The 15,307-nt window shown below is 69.5% G+C and carries 16 protein-coding genes and 2 tRNA genes; 14 read left to right on the top strand and 4 right to left on the bottom strand.

The features are described 5' to 3' along the window. Nucleotides 1–72 precede the first annotated feature (72 nt). The gene (locus AB0G02_RS06535; RefSeq protein ID WP_360790283.1) at nt 73–303 is read right to left on the bottom strand and encodes a hypothetical protein; all 231 of its coding nucleotides are present in this window, start codon (nt 301–303) and stop codon (nt 73–75) included. Nucleotides 304–439: 136 nt separating this feature from the next. Between AB0G02_RS06535 and AB0G02_RS06540 the strand changes: the two genes are divergently transcribed. The 9 genes from AB0G02_RS06540 to AB0G02_RS06580 all read left to right on the top strand — a co-directional run bounded on the left by AB0G02_RS06540 (nt 440) and on the right by AB0G02_RS06580 (nt 8,378). Continuing rightward, nucleotides 440–511 (top strand) — tRNA-Asn (locus AB0G02_RS06540). Between the two features lie 117 nt (nt 512–628). After that, nucleotides 629–1,474: an oxygenase MpaB family protein gene (locus AB0G02_RS06545; protein WP_360790285.1), complete on the top strand. Its 846-nt coding sequence runs from the start codon at nt 629–631 to the stop codon at nt 1,472–1,474. Nucleotides 1,475–1,560: 86 nt separating this feature from the next. Beyond that, a tRNA-Ile gene (locus AB0G02_RS06550) sits at nt 1,561–1,635 on the top strand. A gap of 476 nt (nt 1,636–2,111) precedes the next feature. Continuing rightward, on the top strand, nt 2,112–3,059 hold the full coding sequence (locus AB0G02_RS06555) for a hypothetical protein (protein ID WP_360790288.1): 948 nt from the start codon (nt 2,112–2,114) through the stop codon (nt 3,057–3,059). 689 nt (nt 3,060–3,748) lie between these two features. Continuing rightward, nucleotides 3,749–4,819 carry a sigma-70 family RNA polymerase sigma factor gene (locus AB0G02_RS06560; protein WP_360790291.1) on the top strand — a complete coding sequence of 357 codons (1,071 nt, stop codon included), beginning with the start codon at nt 3,749–3,751 and terminating at the stop codon, nt 4,817–4,819. Nucleotides 4,820–4,972: 153 nt separating this feature from the next. Beyond that, on the top strand, nt 4,973–6,460 hold the full coding sequence (locus AB0G02_RS06565) for an MFS transporter (protein WP_360790294.1): 1,488 nt from the start codon (nt 4,973–4,975) through the stop codon (nt 6,458–6,460). Between the two features lie 201 nt (nt 6,461–6,661). Next, the gene (locus AB0G02_RS06570; RefSeq protein WP_360790297.1) at nt 6,662–7,627 is read left to right on the top strand and encodes an LLM class flavin-dependent oxidoreductase; all 966 of its coding nucleotides are present in this window, start codon (nt 6,662–6,664) and stop codon (nt 7,625–7,627) included. A 186-nt stretch (nt 7,628–7,813) separates the two neighbouring features. Continuing rightward, on the top strand, nt 7,814–8,044 hold the full coding sequence (locus tag AB0G02_RS06575) for an antitoxin (RefSeq protein ID WP_360790300.1): 231 nt from the start codon (nt 7,814–7,816) through the stop codon (nt 8,042–8,044). Beyond that, a complete protein-coding gene (locus AB0G02_RS06580) occupies nt 8,031–8,378 on the top strand; it encodes a type II toxin-antitoxin system PemK/MazF family toxin (protein ID WP_360790303.1) in 348 nt (115 codons plus the stop codon). Before AB0G02_RS06575 ends, AB0G02_RS06580 begins: the two co-directional genes overlap by 14 nt. A 94-nt stretch (nt 8,379–8,472) precedes the next feature. Here the strand turns inward: AB0G02_RS06580 and AB0G02_RS06585 are convergent, their stop codons facing one another. Continuing rightward, on the bottom strand, nt 8,473–8,667 hold the full coding sequence (locus AB0G02_RS06585; RefSeq protein ID WP_360790306.1) for a ferredoxin: 195 nt from the start codon (nt 8,665–8,667) through the stop codon (nt 8,473–8,475). Further along, a complete protein-coding gene (locus AB0G02_RS06590) occupies nt 8,664–9,866 on the bottom strand; it encodes a cytochrome P450 (protein ID WP_360790309.1) in 1,203 nt (400 codons plus the stop codon). The genes AB0G02_RS06585 and AB0G02_RS06590 overlap by 4 nt, the downstream gene beginning before the upstream one ends. A gap of 186 nt (nt 9,867–10,052) precedes the next feature. On the opposite strand from AB0G02_RS06590, the gene AB0G02_RS06595 reads away from it, so the two are divergent. Genes AB0G02_RS06595 through AB0G02_RS06605 form a run of 3 tightly spaced genes read left to right on the top strand, consistent with a single transcriptional unit; the run spans nt 10,053 to nt 12,009 of the window. Then, entirely contained in the window at nt 10,053–10,925 is an 873-nt protein-coding gene (locus tag AB0G02_RS06595; protein WP_360790364.1) for an ABC transporter ATP-binding protein, read from the top strand. Next, a complete protein-coding gene (locus AB0G02_RS06600; protein WP_360790312.1) occupies nt 10,922–11,773 on the top strand; it encodes an ABC transporter permease in 852 nt (283 codons plus the stop codon). Before AB0G02_RS06595 ends, AB0G02_RS06600 begins: the two co-directional genes overlap by 4 nt. Further along, nucleotides 11,770–12,009, top strand: coding sequence for a helix-turn-helix transcriptional regulator (locus AB0G02_RS06605; RefSeq protein ID WP_033437276.1), 240 nt, complete (start codon nt 11,770–11,772; stop codon nt 12,007–12,009). Before AB0G02_RS06600 ends, AB0G02_RS06605 begins: the two co-directional genes overlap by 4 nt. Nucleotides 12,010–12,127: 118 nt before the next feature. Here AB0G02_RS06605 and AB0G02_RS06610 read toward each other — a convergent pair whose 3' ends face one another. After that, nucleotides 12,128–12,745, bottom strand: a complete 618-nt coding sequence (locus AB0G02_RS06610) for a TetR/AcrR family transcriptional regulator (protein WP_360790315.1) — start codon at nt 12,743–12,745, stop codon at nt 12,128–12,130. A gap of 60 nt (nt 12,746–12,805) precedes the next feature. On the opposite strand from AB0G02_RS06610, the gene AB0G02_RS06615 reads away from it, so the two are divergent. Both AB0G02_RS06615 and AB0G02_RS06620 read left to right on the top strand, forming a co-directional pair. After that, complete coding sequence (locus tag AB0G02_RS06615) at nt 12,806–13,915, top strand: FAD-dependent monooxygenase (protein ID WP_360790318.1); 1,110 nt, start codon at nt 12,806–12,808, stop codon at nt 13,913–13,915. 195 nt (nt 13,916–14,110) lie between these two features. Further along, the gene (locus AB0G02_RS06620) at nt 14,111–15,262 is read left to right on the top strand and encodes a nitric oxide synthase oxygenase (RefSeq protein WP_360790321.1); all 1,152 of its coding nucleotides are present in this window, start codon (nt 14,111–14,113) and stop codon (nt 15,260–15,262) included. Nucleotides 15,263–15,307 lie beyond the last annotated feature (45 nt).

Here is a 15,307-nt window from a genome sequence, read left to right on the forward strand (position 1 = left end):
GGGGCGGCCCGCGCCGCCGCCGCCCCGCGGGGGGGGGGGCCCGCGGCGTCCGCGTCGCTCTCCGGCGGCGCTCTAGTGGGCGCGCGGGATCACGGGATCGCGCCGGTGGCCGTTGGCGTTCGGCTGGTGCCGCCCGAACCCGGTCTTCTCGCCCACCTTGGCCCGGACGATGCCCGCCGCGCCCTGGACCGCCGGGTGGTCGGCCAGCACGCGGTAGGCGCGCACGATCTGGTCGTAGCGCTTGCGTCCGGCGCGCGCCCCTAGGACGTAGCCGACAGCGGCGCCGAGCAGGATGCCCTTCATGAGGTGTCCTCTCCTGGGATCGTGCCTGGTCACACCCTTCCTACCCGAAGTGGGAGGGGGGTGTGCGCGAGCACTGTTCCGGATGCGCTAGAGTTACGTCCTGTCGGGCCGGGAGGCCCGGCCTACAACAGAACATTCCCCCTTAGCTCAATGGCAGAGCATTCGACTGTTAATCGAAGGGTTACTGGTTCGAATCCAGTAGGGGGAGCGCGATGGTACCCCAGGTCGGTCGACCTGGGGTTTCGTCGTCTCATGGGGTCCGGGTACCCGCGAGTCACCCGAATGTCACCCCCTTGAGCAGGTTTCTTGCGGCACGCTGGGCCGCATGGCCGACCGCTTCGCCAACCGCCGCCGGATCACGTCCCTGGACCCCGAGCGCGACCACGTGGAGATCGTGCGCATCTCGTCGGCGTACGAGTTCCCGTGGGACTACGTGCGGTCCTTGGAGTTCGCCCTGTTCCGGACCTACTGCGTGCCGTCCATCTCGGCGCTGCTGGCGAAGACGGGCGAGTTCGAGCGGCGGCCCCAGAAGCGGTACGACGACACGGCGCTGCTGATGGCGGAGCTGGCCGACCACGGCTACGACTCGCCGCGCGGCCGTGAGGCGCTGCGGGTGGTCAACCGGCTGCACGGGCGTTACGACATCTCGAACGACGACATGCGGTACGTGCTGGCGACGTTCATCTTCGACCCGATCGAGTGGATCACCCGGTACGGCTGGCGGCCCCTGACCGACCACGAGCGACTGGCCGCGTTCCACTTCTACTCCGCCGTCGGCGCCCGGATGGGCATCAAGGCGCTGCCGCCCACCTACTCGTCGTACCTGGCGTTCAAGCGCGAGTACGAGGACGAGCACTTCACCTACAGCGACACCAACCGCCTGATCGGCCGGTACACGCTGGACCTGTTCTGCTCCTGGTACCCCGTGCCGCGGGCGCTGACGTCCAGGGCCGTGCTGGCGATGCTCGACGACCGGATGCTGGCCGCCTTCGGCTTCCCCTCCCAGCCGCCCTGGCTGACCCGTGCCGCGGACCTGGCCCTGCGCCTGCGCGCCCACGCCGTCCGCATGCTGCCGCCCCGCAAAACCCCACGCCTGACCAACGACCCGAAGAACCGCACGTACCCGGGCTACCCCCGGGGCTACCGGCCTGCCGACCTCGGAGCCCCGTAGTCCGCCAGTGCACAGCTTGGTCACGCCGCCCGGGTTGTCGAGACGAGGGGGCACCCCCCTCTGTACCCTCCGGAACCGCACGTCAGGGGGCGGTAGCTCAGCCGGTCAGAGCAGCGGACTCATAATCCGTCAGGTCGTGGGTTCGAACCCCACTCGCCCCACCGTTCCGCCTGGTGAAGTGTGGTGACGATGATGAAGATCGTGATCGTCACCACACCGAACCCCCCGCTTCACGAGCAGAACCGCTTAGCCGCCGTCACGAGGGCGCATTACCGCCGTAGCGGCTGACGTCATCGCGCGTCCGGCGACACACTCGCTGGAGGCGATGACGACGCAGGGAGGTGGAACCACCATGAGCGGTGACGTCCCTGGTTGGGCACGGCGGATCCGAGTACTCCGGGAAGCCCGCGGCTGGTCGGAGTCCGATGTGGCAGAGCAGATGCGCCGACACACGGACGAAGCTCTCCCGGACCCAGCCCACCTGGTCCGTCGGTGGAAGGCTTGGGAGCGAGGCGAGAGCAAACCGAGCCCTCACTACGCCCCGATCATCGCGGCAGCTCTCCACGCCGTCACCGCGGCGCTGTTCCCACCCGACAACCGGGCCGGGTCGGGGCTGGAGATCGTCAACGCGACGGGCATGGACACCACGGAGATCGTGTCTCGCCTGCGAGCATCCTCGATCGACGAGGCCACCTTGCAGGCGCTCCGGATCACCGTCGACCGCTTGTGCTCCGAGTACGCCCACAGGAGTCCTGAAGAGCTGGTGGCGGAAGGCCGCCGGTGGTTGCGGCGAATCGTCGGGATGCAGGAACAGCGACTCGGCTTCGGACAGCGCAGGGACTCCTTGGAACTTGCCGGCTGGTTGACCTTGCTCGTCGGTTGCCTTGAGTGCGACATGGGCAACCGCAGAGCCGCCGAAGCGACGCGTCGATCCGCGCTCAGCCTCGGCCAGGAGGTGGGGAGCGCGGGCATCCTCGGGTGGGCACACGAGATGAAGGCGTGGTTCGCGCTCACCTCCGGTGACTACCGAGGTGTCGTTGCCGCTGCCCAGACCGGCCAGACCGCGTCCGGTCGCCGCTCAGTCGGCGTGCAACTCATCGCACAGGAAGCCAAAGCGTGGGCACGAATGGGTCGGCAAGCGGAGATGGAAGGCGCTCTTGAGCGAGGGCGCGTGCTGCTCGACTCGATGCCCTACCCCGACAACATCCACAACCACTTCGTGGTGGACCCGTTGAAGTTCGACTTCTACGCGATGGACTGCTACCGCCACGTCGGAGATGATCGGCTTGCCGGCGCGTTGGCCGACGAAGTGATCCGCGCGGCTACCGATTCCAACGGGTTCGAACGCGCACCCATGCGGATCGCGGAAGCACGGATCACGCTCGGCGTGGCAGCGGCACGCGAAGGTGATCTGGAAGGAGCCGTGACCTTCGGCCGTCAAGCGCTGTCCGGCGGACGGAAGTCGCTGCCGTCCTTGGCGATGGTCTCCCGCGATCTGGCGACCGTCCTGGCCGACCGGTTCTCCGGTGAAGCCGAGGCCGAGTCGTACCTTGAGCAACTCCGCGAGATCCGCCGCACCCGCTGAGCAGGTGTATTCAGGGTTTCTCATCCCAGCCCGCTGGGGGCCGAAGACGCGATCGACCCTGGTAAGCGCGGGATTTGCTGAAGGTCGAACATGCCCTTTCGCAACTCTGCCTGCGCTAGTCCGGCAAACTCCACCATCGTCTTACAGATCCTTTTTAAGCCAAGGTCCACGCCGCGTCGACACGAGCGGTCCGCTCGCCCGTCGCTCCCGAGCACGTCGACCAGTCAGGCCAACAGCGGCAAGGTCCGCTCGCGCACGTCCGTCTGCCGTCGTTGGCCCCCTGGTCCGATCAAGAGGGTGCTGGCGGCGTCGGGGGAGGGGGCGGGGGCCTCGAAGCCGGGGTGAGGGCCGGAGGGGCGGCAGGGGCAAGGGGCTTCGGGCCGAAGTTGTGTTCGGCCGTTCGAGGGCGGGGCGGGGTGGTGGTTGGCAGCATCACCGCTGGTGACGGCGGTGTCACCGGTGGTGGTGAGACACCGCGTCGGAAAAACTCGGGGACGACCGACCACTTTTTGGTTTCGGCGGTGTCCATCCATCCGAGAGCCCGTCTCCGCCCACCGCCGAGTCGATCCCCGAACCACCCGCCGTCGCACGTCAGGCTCGCGCAGCACCGCACGCAACACCGTCCGACGCCACCCCGGGGCACGTGCCACGTGTCCGGAGGCGGCGACCACAGCAAAGAAGGAGCCACCATGCGAGGGATCCCGCCGGCAAGGGGAACCGACGCATCGGCCCGTGCGCAGCGCTCGGCCGAGGATCTGCTCGCGCTGGCGCGGAGCGGCGACGGTGAGGCGTTCCGCGGACTCGTCGAGCCCTACCGACGGGAACTCCAGGTGCACTGCTACCGCATCCTCGGCTCGGTGCAGGACGCCGAGGACCTGTTGCAGGAGACGTTGCTGGCGGCGTGGCGCGGTATCGGCGGGTACGAGGAGCGCGCGTCGGTGCGGACGTGGCTCTACCGAATCGCCACCAACCGCTGTCTCAACGCACTGCGGGCCGGCACCCGTCGTCCGAACGAATATGCGGCCTACCAACCGGAGGTCCCGTTGCCCGAGCCATCTCACCGCCGCGCGGAGCCGAGCTGGCTGGAGCCGTACCCCGATGCGCTGCTCGACGAGATCGCCGACGACATGCCGGGTCCGGAGGCGCGGTACGAGGTCAGGGAATCGGTTTCGCTCGCCTTCCTGACCGCCTTGCAGCACCTGCCACCGAAGCAGCGGGCCGTGCTGGTCCTGCGGGACGTGCTCGGTTTCCGGGCCGCCGAGGTGGCGAACATCCTCGACACGACCGAGAACGCGGTGACGAGCGCGCTGAAACGAGCCCGGGGCGCACTGGCGCAGGAACTGCCCGGCCCCGACTGGGAGAGCGCACCGCTGCCGAACTCGCCGCAGGAACGGCGGATCGTCGACGACTTCACCCGCGCGTTCCAGGCCGGTGACGTCAACGCGATCGTGGACCTGCTGACGAACGACGCGCGGCTGACCATGCCGCCGTTGCCGCTGGAGTACCAGGGACTGGACGACATCCGTCACTTCCTGGCCACGGTGGCGCTGCGCGACGGGATGCGCCACGTGCTGATCCCGACGCGCGCCAACGGCCAACCGGCCTTCGGCTGCTACCTGCGCGACCCGCGGACGCCGATCCTGCACGCCCACGGAGTGCTGGTGCTCACCCTCACCGGCGAACGGATCACCGGCCTGACCCGATTCCACGACAATTCCCTCCTCCCCATCTTCGGACTTCCACGATCGCTACGCGCCTGACAGGTAGCGCCTGACTGCGAGTCCGACGCCGGTATCCGACAGCACGTCCAGGGAGTGCATGCCAAGAGTCATGCCTGGAAATATCGGCTGGCTGTGGAATTCTTCCACGGCATCCGCCTGCACAATTACTGACGATTTAACAGAAGGAGAACGGTGAGTACCGAAACAGGACGGATGACGTCCAAGCAGGCATGGACCCTAGGCCTTGCCTCGCTGGCGTCCTTCATGATGGCCCTGGACAGCCTGGTCGTGACGACGACGCTGACGGTGATCCGCGCCGACCTGACGGCGACGATCGAGCAGCTCGAATGGGTCGTCAACGCTTACAACCTGACGTTCGCGGTGCTGCTGCTGACCGGCGCGGCACTGGGTGACCGGTTCGGCCGGCGCAAGATCTTCAACACCGGTCTGGCGCTGTTCACCCTGGCGTCGGTGGCGTGTGCGCTCTCCCCGAGCATCGTGTTCTTGATCATCGCACGAGCTTTCCAGGGCGCGGGCGCCGCGATGGTGCTGCCGCTGTCGCTGACCCTCATCACCGCGGTCTTCCCGCCGCAGGTCCGCGGCAAGGCGATGGGCCTCTACCTGGGCCTGACCGGTCTGGCCACGCTGAGCGGCCCGTTCATCGGCGGCGCGATCGCCCAGGGTCTCGCCTGGCAGTGGATCTTCTGGCTGAACCTGCCGATCGGCATCGTCGCGATCCTGCTGGCGAGCCGCAAGATCGACGAGAGCACCGGCCCGAACAACAAGCTCGACCTGGGCGGTCTCGTCCTGGTGACGCTCGGCGCGTTCGGCATCATCTGGGCGCTCGTCCGCGGCAACTCGGCGGGTTGGAACAGCGTCGAGGTCATCGCCTCGATCGTGATCGGCATCGTGCTGATGATCGCGTTCGTGTTCTACGAGAAGCGCACCCCGCGGCCGATGGTCCCGATGACCTTCTTCAAGCTGCGCGCGTTCTCCACGGCCAACCCGGCCAACTTCCTGGTGTTCGCCTCGCTGTACGGCACGATGTTCTTCCTGGCCCAGTACTTCCAGCTGGTCAAGGGTCACGGCCCGCTCGTCGCCGGCCTCATGCTCATGCCGTGGACCGGCACGCTCATGGTGATGGCGCCGATCGCGGGTCGTCTCGTCGACAAGGTCGGTGAGCGGAAGTTCGTCGTCGGCGGTCTGTTCCTGCAGGCGATCAGCATGGCGTGGATCGCCTTCGTGGTCGACACCGACACCAGCTACCTGGAGATCCTGCCCGCGCTGATCATCGGCTCGGCCGGCATCACCGGTGCGATGCCCGCGGCGCAGAAGATGGTCGTCTCCGCGGTGCAGCCGCAGCAGATCGGCCAGGCGTCCGGCGTCTTCATGATGCTGCGCATGTTCGGTGGCGTGTTCGGCACCTCGGTGTCGGTCGCGGTCTTCGGCGCGGTCGGCGGCTACGCGACCTCGCGCGAGTTCGCGGACGGCTTCTCCGCCTCGATGACCGCGGTCGCCATCCTCGCGTTCATCGGCATGCTGATCGGTCTGGCCATGCCGAGCCGCAAGCCGGCGCCCCCGGCCGGGGCCCCGGGTGCCCCGAACGCGGGTGCGGGTGCTCCGGCCGCCGGTGCCCCCGCGGCGCCCGCCGCCCCGGTCGCCCAGGGCGAGAAGGCGTAACACCGATCAACAACAGCACTGGCAGTAATAAGCACATCAAATAGTCACGGACGCCGGCCACGCGCAGGTCGGCGTCCGTGACTATTTGTCAGGTCCCGGTGAAGGGCATGCGAGAAGAAGCGACCCGTCCGGGGCCTGTGCTAAAAATTGGTGGACATGTGGCGTGGTTAATTCCGCAAGTTCTTTTGAGAGGAGACCAGTGTGAGCCCAGAAATTGGTGTCGCGCTGCCGGTCCGTGAGTACTCGATGTTGTACCCGACCGACGCGGCGGCTCCGCTGATCAGCCTTGCGAAGAAGGTGGAGGAACTCGGGTTCGACTCGGTGTGGGTCGGTGACTCCTTCGTCACCCGGCCTCGCCTGGAGCCGCTGTCACTTCTGGGTGCGATCTCGATGGTGACCAAGGACGTCACCATCGGCACGGCGGCGCTGACGGCCGTGCTGCGGGAGCCGAAGGCGCTGGCGCACGCGATCACGACGTTGGACCAGCTCAGCAACGGTCGCCTGAAGATGGGCCTCGGCATGGGCGAGCCGCTCCCGGTGAACAACGAGAGCGACCTGGTCCCGATGACCTACACCGAGCGCATCACCCGCGTCGACGAGATGATCCGGGCGTTCAAGACGGTGTGGGAAGGTCGCGACGGCGACCTGAAGGGCCAGTACTACAACCTGAACGAGCTGCGCCAGCAGGGCCTGGGGAAGACCCCGGGCGGCCCCGACATCTACCTGGCCAGCAACGGCAAGCCGAAGGCGGTGCGGCGCACGGCCGAGATGTACGACGGCTGGATGCCGGTGCACATCGACGCCGAGGGCTACCGGCAGTCGTTGACGCAGATCCGGGAGCACGCCGTGAGCTTCGGCCGCAACCCCGACGACATCCGCCCGACGATGTACATCAACGTCAACATCGGTCAGGACACCGCGTCCGGCGAAGCGGCGCTGAACGAGTACACCACGCGGTACTACCAGCTGCCCCAGTCCACCATGTCGAACTACCAGAACTACTTCGGTGGCACGGAGAAGGGCCTGGTCGAGCACCTGCGCGAGTTCATCGAGGCGGGTTGCCGGCACATCATCCTGCGCATCAACACCTTCACCGACTACGACGACATGCTCCAGACCATCGGTGAGAACGTCGTGCCCGCCATCCACGAGATCGAGGTGGACTGACGCCTGACCAGACGGGTGCCGCGGTGAACGGCACCTCTTCCCACCCTGCGCCACCGGGGCGGGCATTGCGGTTCCACCTCCACGCGCCTGAGGTGGACGGACGCAATGGCCCGCCCCGTCGCGAGTCCGCCGACGGCCGGCCGCGGGCGGTGGCTGCCCGGTAGCACCGGAGGTAGCATCGGCGGTATGAAAATCAGTGTGAGCCTCCCCGAGGAGGACGTAGAGTTCGTTGATCGCTACCTGCGGCAACACCGGAGCGCCTCACGATCGTCGGTGATCCACCAGGCGATCACCATGTTGCGCGAGGCGGGTCTGGAGAACGCCTACGCGAGCGCGTGGGAAGAGTGGGAAGCCGGAGGGGACGCCGACATGTGGGACGTGACCGCGCCGGACGGTGTCCTCGATGCGGCGAGGTGACATCTACTGGGTGGACCTGGAGCCGGTGCAGGGCGCCGAGGCCAACAAGGTCCGCCCGGCCGTGGTCGTGAGCAACGACGCGGCGAACCGGGCCGCCGGACGGGGCGGCCGGGGTGTGGTGACGGTCGTGCCGATCACCTCGAACACCACGAAGGTGTACCCGTTCCAGGTGCTGCTGCCCGCCAAGGACTGCGGGCTCGGCTCGGACTCCAAGGCCCAGGCCGAGCAGGTGCGCACGGTCGCCGCGGTCAGGCTCCGCGCCCGGATCGGCGGGTGCCCGCCGGCGGTGCTCAAGCAGCTCGACGACGCCCTGCGCGTGCACCTCTCCCTCTGAGCTTCTGAGCCGCTCAGCCGACCTTCCACGGCCGCCTCCGCGCGGGCGACGGCCACCGCCGGGACCGCCCTGCGGACGGCCCCGGCAGCCCCCGTCACTCCACGACGCGGATGGCGCCGGCCGGGCACAGGTGCGCCGCTTCGCGCGCTGTCCTCCGGTGCTCACCGGAGGGGGACGGCTCCAGCAGCACGACCGTCCCGTCCACCTCGTCCTGGTCGAACACCTCGGGGTCGGTCAACGCGCACATCCCCGCCCCCGCGCACCGCTCCTGATCGACCTCGACCCTCACGAGAACTCCACCGGCAGCTCGTGGACCCCGTAGATGGCCATGTCCGTCCGCATCCGCACCTCCTCGGCGGGCACCGCGAGCCGCAGGTCCGGGAACTCCCGGAACAACGCGCTGAACCCGACCCTCATCTCGATCCTGGCCAACTGCTGCCCGAGGCACTGGTGCACGCCGTGGCCGAACCCGATGTGCCCGGCTGCGGACCGGTGCACGTCGAACTCGTCCGGCCGCTCGAACCGCGCCGGGTCCCGGTTCGCGGCCGCGACGGAGATCGAGACCGACTCACCGGCCCCGACCACGACGCCGCCGATCTCCACGTCCTCCAGCGCGGTGCGCAGCGTGCCGAACTGGAGGATCGACAGGTAGCGCATCAGCTCCTCGACCGCGTTGTCCACCAACGACGGGTCCGCCCGCAGCGCTGCCAGCTGGTCCGGGCGCTGGAGGAGCAGCAGGGTGCCGATGCCCAGCATGTTCGCCGTGGTCTCGTGTCCGGCGATGAGCAGCAGGAGCCCCATGTTGGCGACTTCCTCGTCGGTCAGCTCGCCGGTCGCGATCAACCCGGTCAGCATGTCGTCGCCCGGTTCGACGTGCTTGCGCCGCGCCAGCCGGAGCACGAACTCCTCCAGCCGCTCGAACGCCGCCATGATGTCCTCGAAGGAGGAGTTCAGGCTCAGCGCCTTCGCCGTGTCCGTCTGGAACGTCTCGCGCTCCTCGTAGGGCACCCCCAGCAGCTCGCAGATCACCAGGGACGGCACCGGCAGCGCGAAGTTCGCCACCAGGTCCGAGGGCGATCCGGCGGCGCGCATCGCGGCCAGGTGGTCGGCCACGATCCGCTCGATCCGCGGCATGAGCTGGTTCATCCGCCGCACGGTGAACTGCCCGGTCAGCAGCTTGCGGTACTTGGTGTGGTGGGGCGCGTCCATCGCGATGAACATGCCGGGTTTGGCCGGTGGTCGTTTCCCGACCGACTGGCCACCCACCGTGCGCGGTGAGTGCTGCAGCTCGGACCGGCTGCTGAACCGCCGGTCCGCGTGCACCTCCCGGGCCAGCTCGTAACTGGTGACGAGCCACCCCAGGTGCCCGTCGGGGAACTTCATCCGGGCGATCGGCCTCCGCTCGCGGAGCAACCCCAGCTCCGCGGGCGGGTCGAAGGCCGTGCTGCGTTGGGTGGGCAGCTCGGTGTACAGCGTCGTTTCGGTCATCTCGCACACCTCCCAGTGCGTTAAGGGACCTACTTCGCAACGTACAGAAATTTCACGAAGCCGTGAAGTAAATATGCCGTAAGGGAACGTCTCTAGTACGAGTGATAGCAGGTGTGCTACAAAATGCCCGAGAACTCTGACGAGGGGGAGGTGGGGTCCTTGGTCATCGAGGTGCGCGACCTGCGGATGCGCTACGGCACGACGGACGTGCTGCACGGCGTCGACTTCACCGCGGCTCCGGGCGAGGTGGTGGCCCTGCTCGGGCCCAACGGGGCCGGGAAGACCACGACGATCGAGATCCTGGAGGGCTTCCGGCTGCCCTCCGACGGCCACGTCCGGGTGCTGGGCGTCGACCCGGCCGAGGGCGACGAGGCCTGGCGGGCGCGGTTGGGCGTGGTGCTGCAGTCCTGGCGCGACCACGGCCGCTGGAAGGTGCGCGAGCTGCTGCACCACCTCGGCCGCTACTACGCGCCGTACGCCACGGCGCGGCAGCCGCGCCCGTTCGACACCGACGAGCTGATCGAGACCGTCGGCCTGACCGAGCACGCGGACCGGAAGATCAACAAGCTCTCCGGCGGCCAGCGGCGGCGGCTGGACGTGGCGATCGGCATCGTCGGCAAGCCGGACCTGCTGTTCCTGGACGAGCCGACGGCCGGGTTCGACCCGCACGCGCGCCGGGACTTCCACGACCTGGTGCACCGGCTGTCGGACCTGGAGGGCATGACGATCCTGCTCACCACGCACGACCTGGCCGAGGCGGAGAAGCTGGCCGACCGCATCCTGGTGCTCGCGGGCGGGCGGATCATCGCGGACGGCAGCCCCGACGCGCTCGGCCGCCAGGTCGCGACCAAGACCGAGGTCCGCTGGACGCACGACGGCCTGCGGCACGTGCACACGACCGACGACGCGACGGCGTTCGTGCGCGACCTGTTCCGCCAGCACGCGACCGGCATCTCCGAGCTGGAGGTGCGGCGCAGCACGTTGGAGGACACCTACATGGCACTCGTGCAGCGGCACGAGAGCAGCCGGTCGACCGCGGAGGAGGTGGCGGTCCTGTGAACACGAAGGCGCAGGCCATCAGGCTCGGCCTGGAGCGCGGGCTGCGGGAGTTCCGGCACTCGCTGGGCAGCTCGGACCAGTGGTACAACCTGTTCACCTCGGTCGGCTTCCTGACCGTGCTGTGGTTCCAGCGCGACTCGCCCGCCGACGTCTCCGGCATCCCGCTCGCCGCGTTCACCCTGCCGAGCATGCTCGGGATGGGGGTGGTGTTCGGCAGCCTCGTCGGGCCGGCCGGTCAGCTCGCGGTCAACCGCGAGGACGGCACGCTGCTGCGCGCCAAGGCGGTGCCGCACGGCATGGTCGGCTACCTGGTCGGCCGGGCCGTGCAGACGTCGCTGGACAGCGTGACGGGCCTGCTGGTCGTCCTGGTGCCGGGCCTGTTCCTGGTGAGCCTGCCGGCCGACGCGGGCGTGGGCGGGGTGCTCGGCCTGGTCGGGGTGCTGCTGCTCGGCATGGCGTCGATGATGCCGTGGGGCGCGATCGCCGGGTCGATCACCAAGAACCCGTCCGGCGCGGTGAGCGTCACGATGCTGCCGATGATGGCCCTGGTGGCGATCTCGGGGATCTTCTACCCGATCACCGCCCTGCCCGGGTGGTTGCAGGGCGTGGCGCAGGTGTTCCCGATCTACTGGGCGGGCCACGGCGCCAGGGCGGCGCTGCTGCCGGACGCGGCGGCGGCTGAGGAGATCGGCGGGTCCTGGCGGGTGCTGGAGGCGGTCGGCGTGCTGGGGGTGTGGGCGGTGGTCGGGTTCCTGGTTGCGCCTACGATCCTGCGTCGGATGGCCCGCCGGGAGTCCGGAGCCGATATGGAGCAGCGCCGACAGGCGGCGTTGCAGAGGGTGAGATGAGCGAAAGCGTCTACAACCGGATCGCGATGCTGCGCGCGGAACGGGGTGTGTCACGTCGGCAGCTCTCCGAGGCGTTGGGCATCCACTACCAGACCGTGGGCTACCTCGAACGGGGCGAGTACAGCCCCAGCCTCTACCTGGCGCTGCGCATCGCGCAGTACTTCGAGGTGCCGGTGGAGGTCGTGTTCTCGACCGACCCGTTCCCGCGGTTGGGCAGCTCCGAGCGGTCCGCGTAGGCGAGGAGGGGTGGCGCGGCAGGCCGCCGTGCCACCTCCGGGTCGCCTGCCGGCTCCGGCACCGAGGACCGCAGCCGGTCGGATCGGCGGTGACGTCGGCGCGATCACCCGCGATCGACTACGGCGAGGGCGTGCCACTCGACTCCGGCGCTCGCGGGCCGAGCACGCCGCGCAGGGCCGCGCGCACCGCGTCGGCCAGTTCGGCCCGGTTCTCCGGGGTGCCGGGGGCGGGTGCGCCGAGCGCGCCGGCGCCGACGAGCCGGTCGAACAGCAGGCCGTCGACGAATGCCACCAGGTCCCGGCTCTGCCGCTCCGGGTCCTCCGCGCCGAGCGCCGCGAGCAGCTCCCGGGCCTGGGCGCGGGGTCGTTCGCCGTGCGCCAGGATGCCGCGCAGCTCCGGGTGGTGGGTCGCCTCCAACAGGCACGCGTACCGCGCCAGCGTGCGCTCCCGGCCCGTGGTCATCCACCGGTCGAGCACGTGCGCCAGGGCCTCCGCGAGCAGGTCCGGGTCGAGCGGGACGTCCACGCGCGCCTGGTCGACCTCGGCGGTCTCCAGGTCGGCCAGCCGCTGCACGAGCCCTTCCACCAGGGCCTTGCGGGTGCGGAAGTAGGCCGACGTGGAGCCGGTGGGCACGCCCGCCTGCGCGTCCACGGCGCGGTGGGTCAACCCGCGCATCCCCCTCGTGGCGACCACGTGGATCGCCGCGTCGGCGAGGGCGGCGATGCGGTCCGTCACAGTGCGTCCTCCTTCTACAGCTGTAGAGTACGGGCATCTACAGCTGTAGAAGGAGCCGGGATGAGAGCGGTCGTGGTGGGTGGGGGCCTCGGTGGGGTCGCCGCCGCGGTGGCGTTGCGCCGGGTCGGGTGGGAGGTCGTCGTGCTGGAACGCGCGCCCGAGTTCGGTGAGGTCGGCGCGGGTGTGGGCGTGATGCCGAACGCCATGCGGGCGCTGGACGCGCTGGGTCTGGCCGACGACGTGCGGCGGATCGGCACGCCCAGGGTGGCCGGTGGCATCCTCGACCCGAGGGGGCGGTCGCTGACGCACGTGGACGCGTCGCAGCTGGAGCACGTGGTCGCCGTGCACCGCGCGGACCTGCACCGGGTGCTGCGGTCGGCGCTGCCGGCCGACTGCCTCGTCACGGACACCGAGGTGCGGTCGGCGGATGACCTGGACGCGGACCTGGTGGTCGCGGCGGACGGCATCCGCAGCCGCCTGCGGGAGGCGATCTTCCCGTCGTTGCCTCAACCGGTGTACGCGGGCACGACGGCGTGGCGCAGCGTGACCGAGGCCCGGTTCCCGGCGGACCTCGGGATCAGCCAGACGATCGGGCGCGGCACGGAGTTCGGCGTGCTGCCGCTGGGCGACGGCCGGGTCTGCTGGTACGCGGCCACCGTCGCGCCTGCGGGCGCCCGCGCGGCCGACGAGTGGGCCGAGGTGCGCGGGCTCGTCGACGGCTGGCACGACCCGATCACCGCGCTGCTGGACGCGACGCCGCCGCACACCGTGCTGCGGCACGACATCCACGAGCTGGCCACGCCGTTGCCGACCTACGTCAGCGGGCGGGTGGCGCTGCTCGGTGACGCCGCCCACGCCATGACGCCCTACCTGGGACAAGGCGCGTGCATGGCGATCGAGGACGCCGTGGTGCTGGCCGCCGCGTGCGCCCGTGCCGCGGACGTGCCGACCGCGCTGGCCGAGTACGACCGGCAGCGCCGCCCGCGCACGCAGTCGATGGCCAGGGCGTCCAGGGCGCTCGGGCGGGTCGGGCACAGGCTGCGGAACCCGGTCGCGGTGGCGGTGCGCGACGCGGCGATGCGGGCGGTCCCGGCCCGTGTCGCCGTGCGCGGCATGGCGAAGTTCCTGGCCTGGACCCCGCCGCGACTATCACCCGATAGGGGAATATGAGCCTGTGAGGTAAATCACAAGTAACTGCGGTAATTCCAGCAGATAACGATCCAATATCACTCGTTTTCCCTGGATGTGTCACTCTTCTGCGCGATCAAGCACTTACTGTCCGGCACCATTTGTCCGTCCAAGTACCCCTGCGCTTCCCGGAGGGGCGGTGCACCAACCGCGAACGGCCAACTACGGTGTGCCGCCATGGCCCCCGTCCCCTCGTGCCCGGCTGAAGCCATTCCCCTGCGTCGAAGCACCGTCGACCTCGCGGAGGCCGACGACTTCATCCGACTGCACCACTCCGAGAACCCGGAGCTCGGCCCCGTCGAGCACCGCCTGGCCGAGGTCCACGCCGAGGTCGCCGCCACCGGCACCTACCGCCACACGCCCGACGAGCTGACCTTCGGCGCGCGGGTCGCGTGGCGCAACAGCGCGCGGTGCATCGGCCGGCTGTACTGGCGCAGCCTCAAGGTCCGCGACCTGCGCGAGCTGCAGGACCCCAAGGAGATCGCGGACGAGTGCGTCGAGCACCTCAAGCTCGCCGCCAACGGCGGCAAGGTCCGCCCGGTGATCAGCGTGTTCGCGCCCGACGAGCCGGGTCGGCCCGCGCCGAGGATCGTCAACGAGCAGCTGATCCGCTACGCGGGCTACCCCGGCTCGGACGGCGGCGTGCTGGGCGACCGGCGCAACGTCGAGCTCACCGCGAAGGCCATCGGCATGGGGTGGCGCCCGCCCGCGCGCCGCGGTCCGTTCGACGTGCTGCCGCTGATCGTGGAGCGGGAGGACGCCGAACCGTGCCTGGTCGAGCTGCCGGCCGACGCGGTGCTGGAGGTGTCGATCAGCCACCCCGAGCTGCCGTGGCTGGCCGACCTGGGCCTGCGCTGGCACGCCGTGCCCGCGATCAGCAACATGCGCCTGCGCATCGGCGGGATCGACTACCCGGCCGCGCCGTTCAACGGCTGGTACATGGGCACCGAGATCGGGGCCCGCAACTTCGCCGACGTCGACCGGTACGACCTGCTGCCCTACCTGGGCAGGCGGATGGGCCTGGACACCTCGTCGGTGCAGTCGCTGTGGAAGGACCGGGTGCTGGTCGAGCTGAACCGCGCGGTGCTGCACTCGTTCGCGGTGGCGGGCGTGACCATCACCGACCACCACACCGAGTCCGACCGGTTCCTCACCCACCTCAAGAGGGAGGAGGCGGCGGGCCGCTCGTGCCCGGCGGACTGGACGTGGATCGTGCCGCCGATGTCCAGCGGCATCACCAGCGTCTTCCACCGGTACTACGACAAGCGCGAGCTGGTGCCGAACTTCTTCGCCGGCGACACCGAGGGCGTGTGCCCGGTCATCCAGTGACGCCCGTCGAGCACGGTCGGGTCTCAGCAAGACGTATGTACGGTT

Origin of the sequence: Actinosynnema sp. NPDC023658 (genome assembly GCF_040639995.1) — a bacterium.
Lineage (GTDB): Bacteria > Actinomycetota > Actinomycetes > Mycobacteriales > Pseudonocardiaceae > Actinosynnema.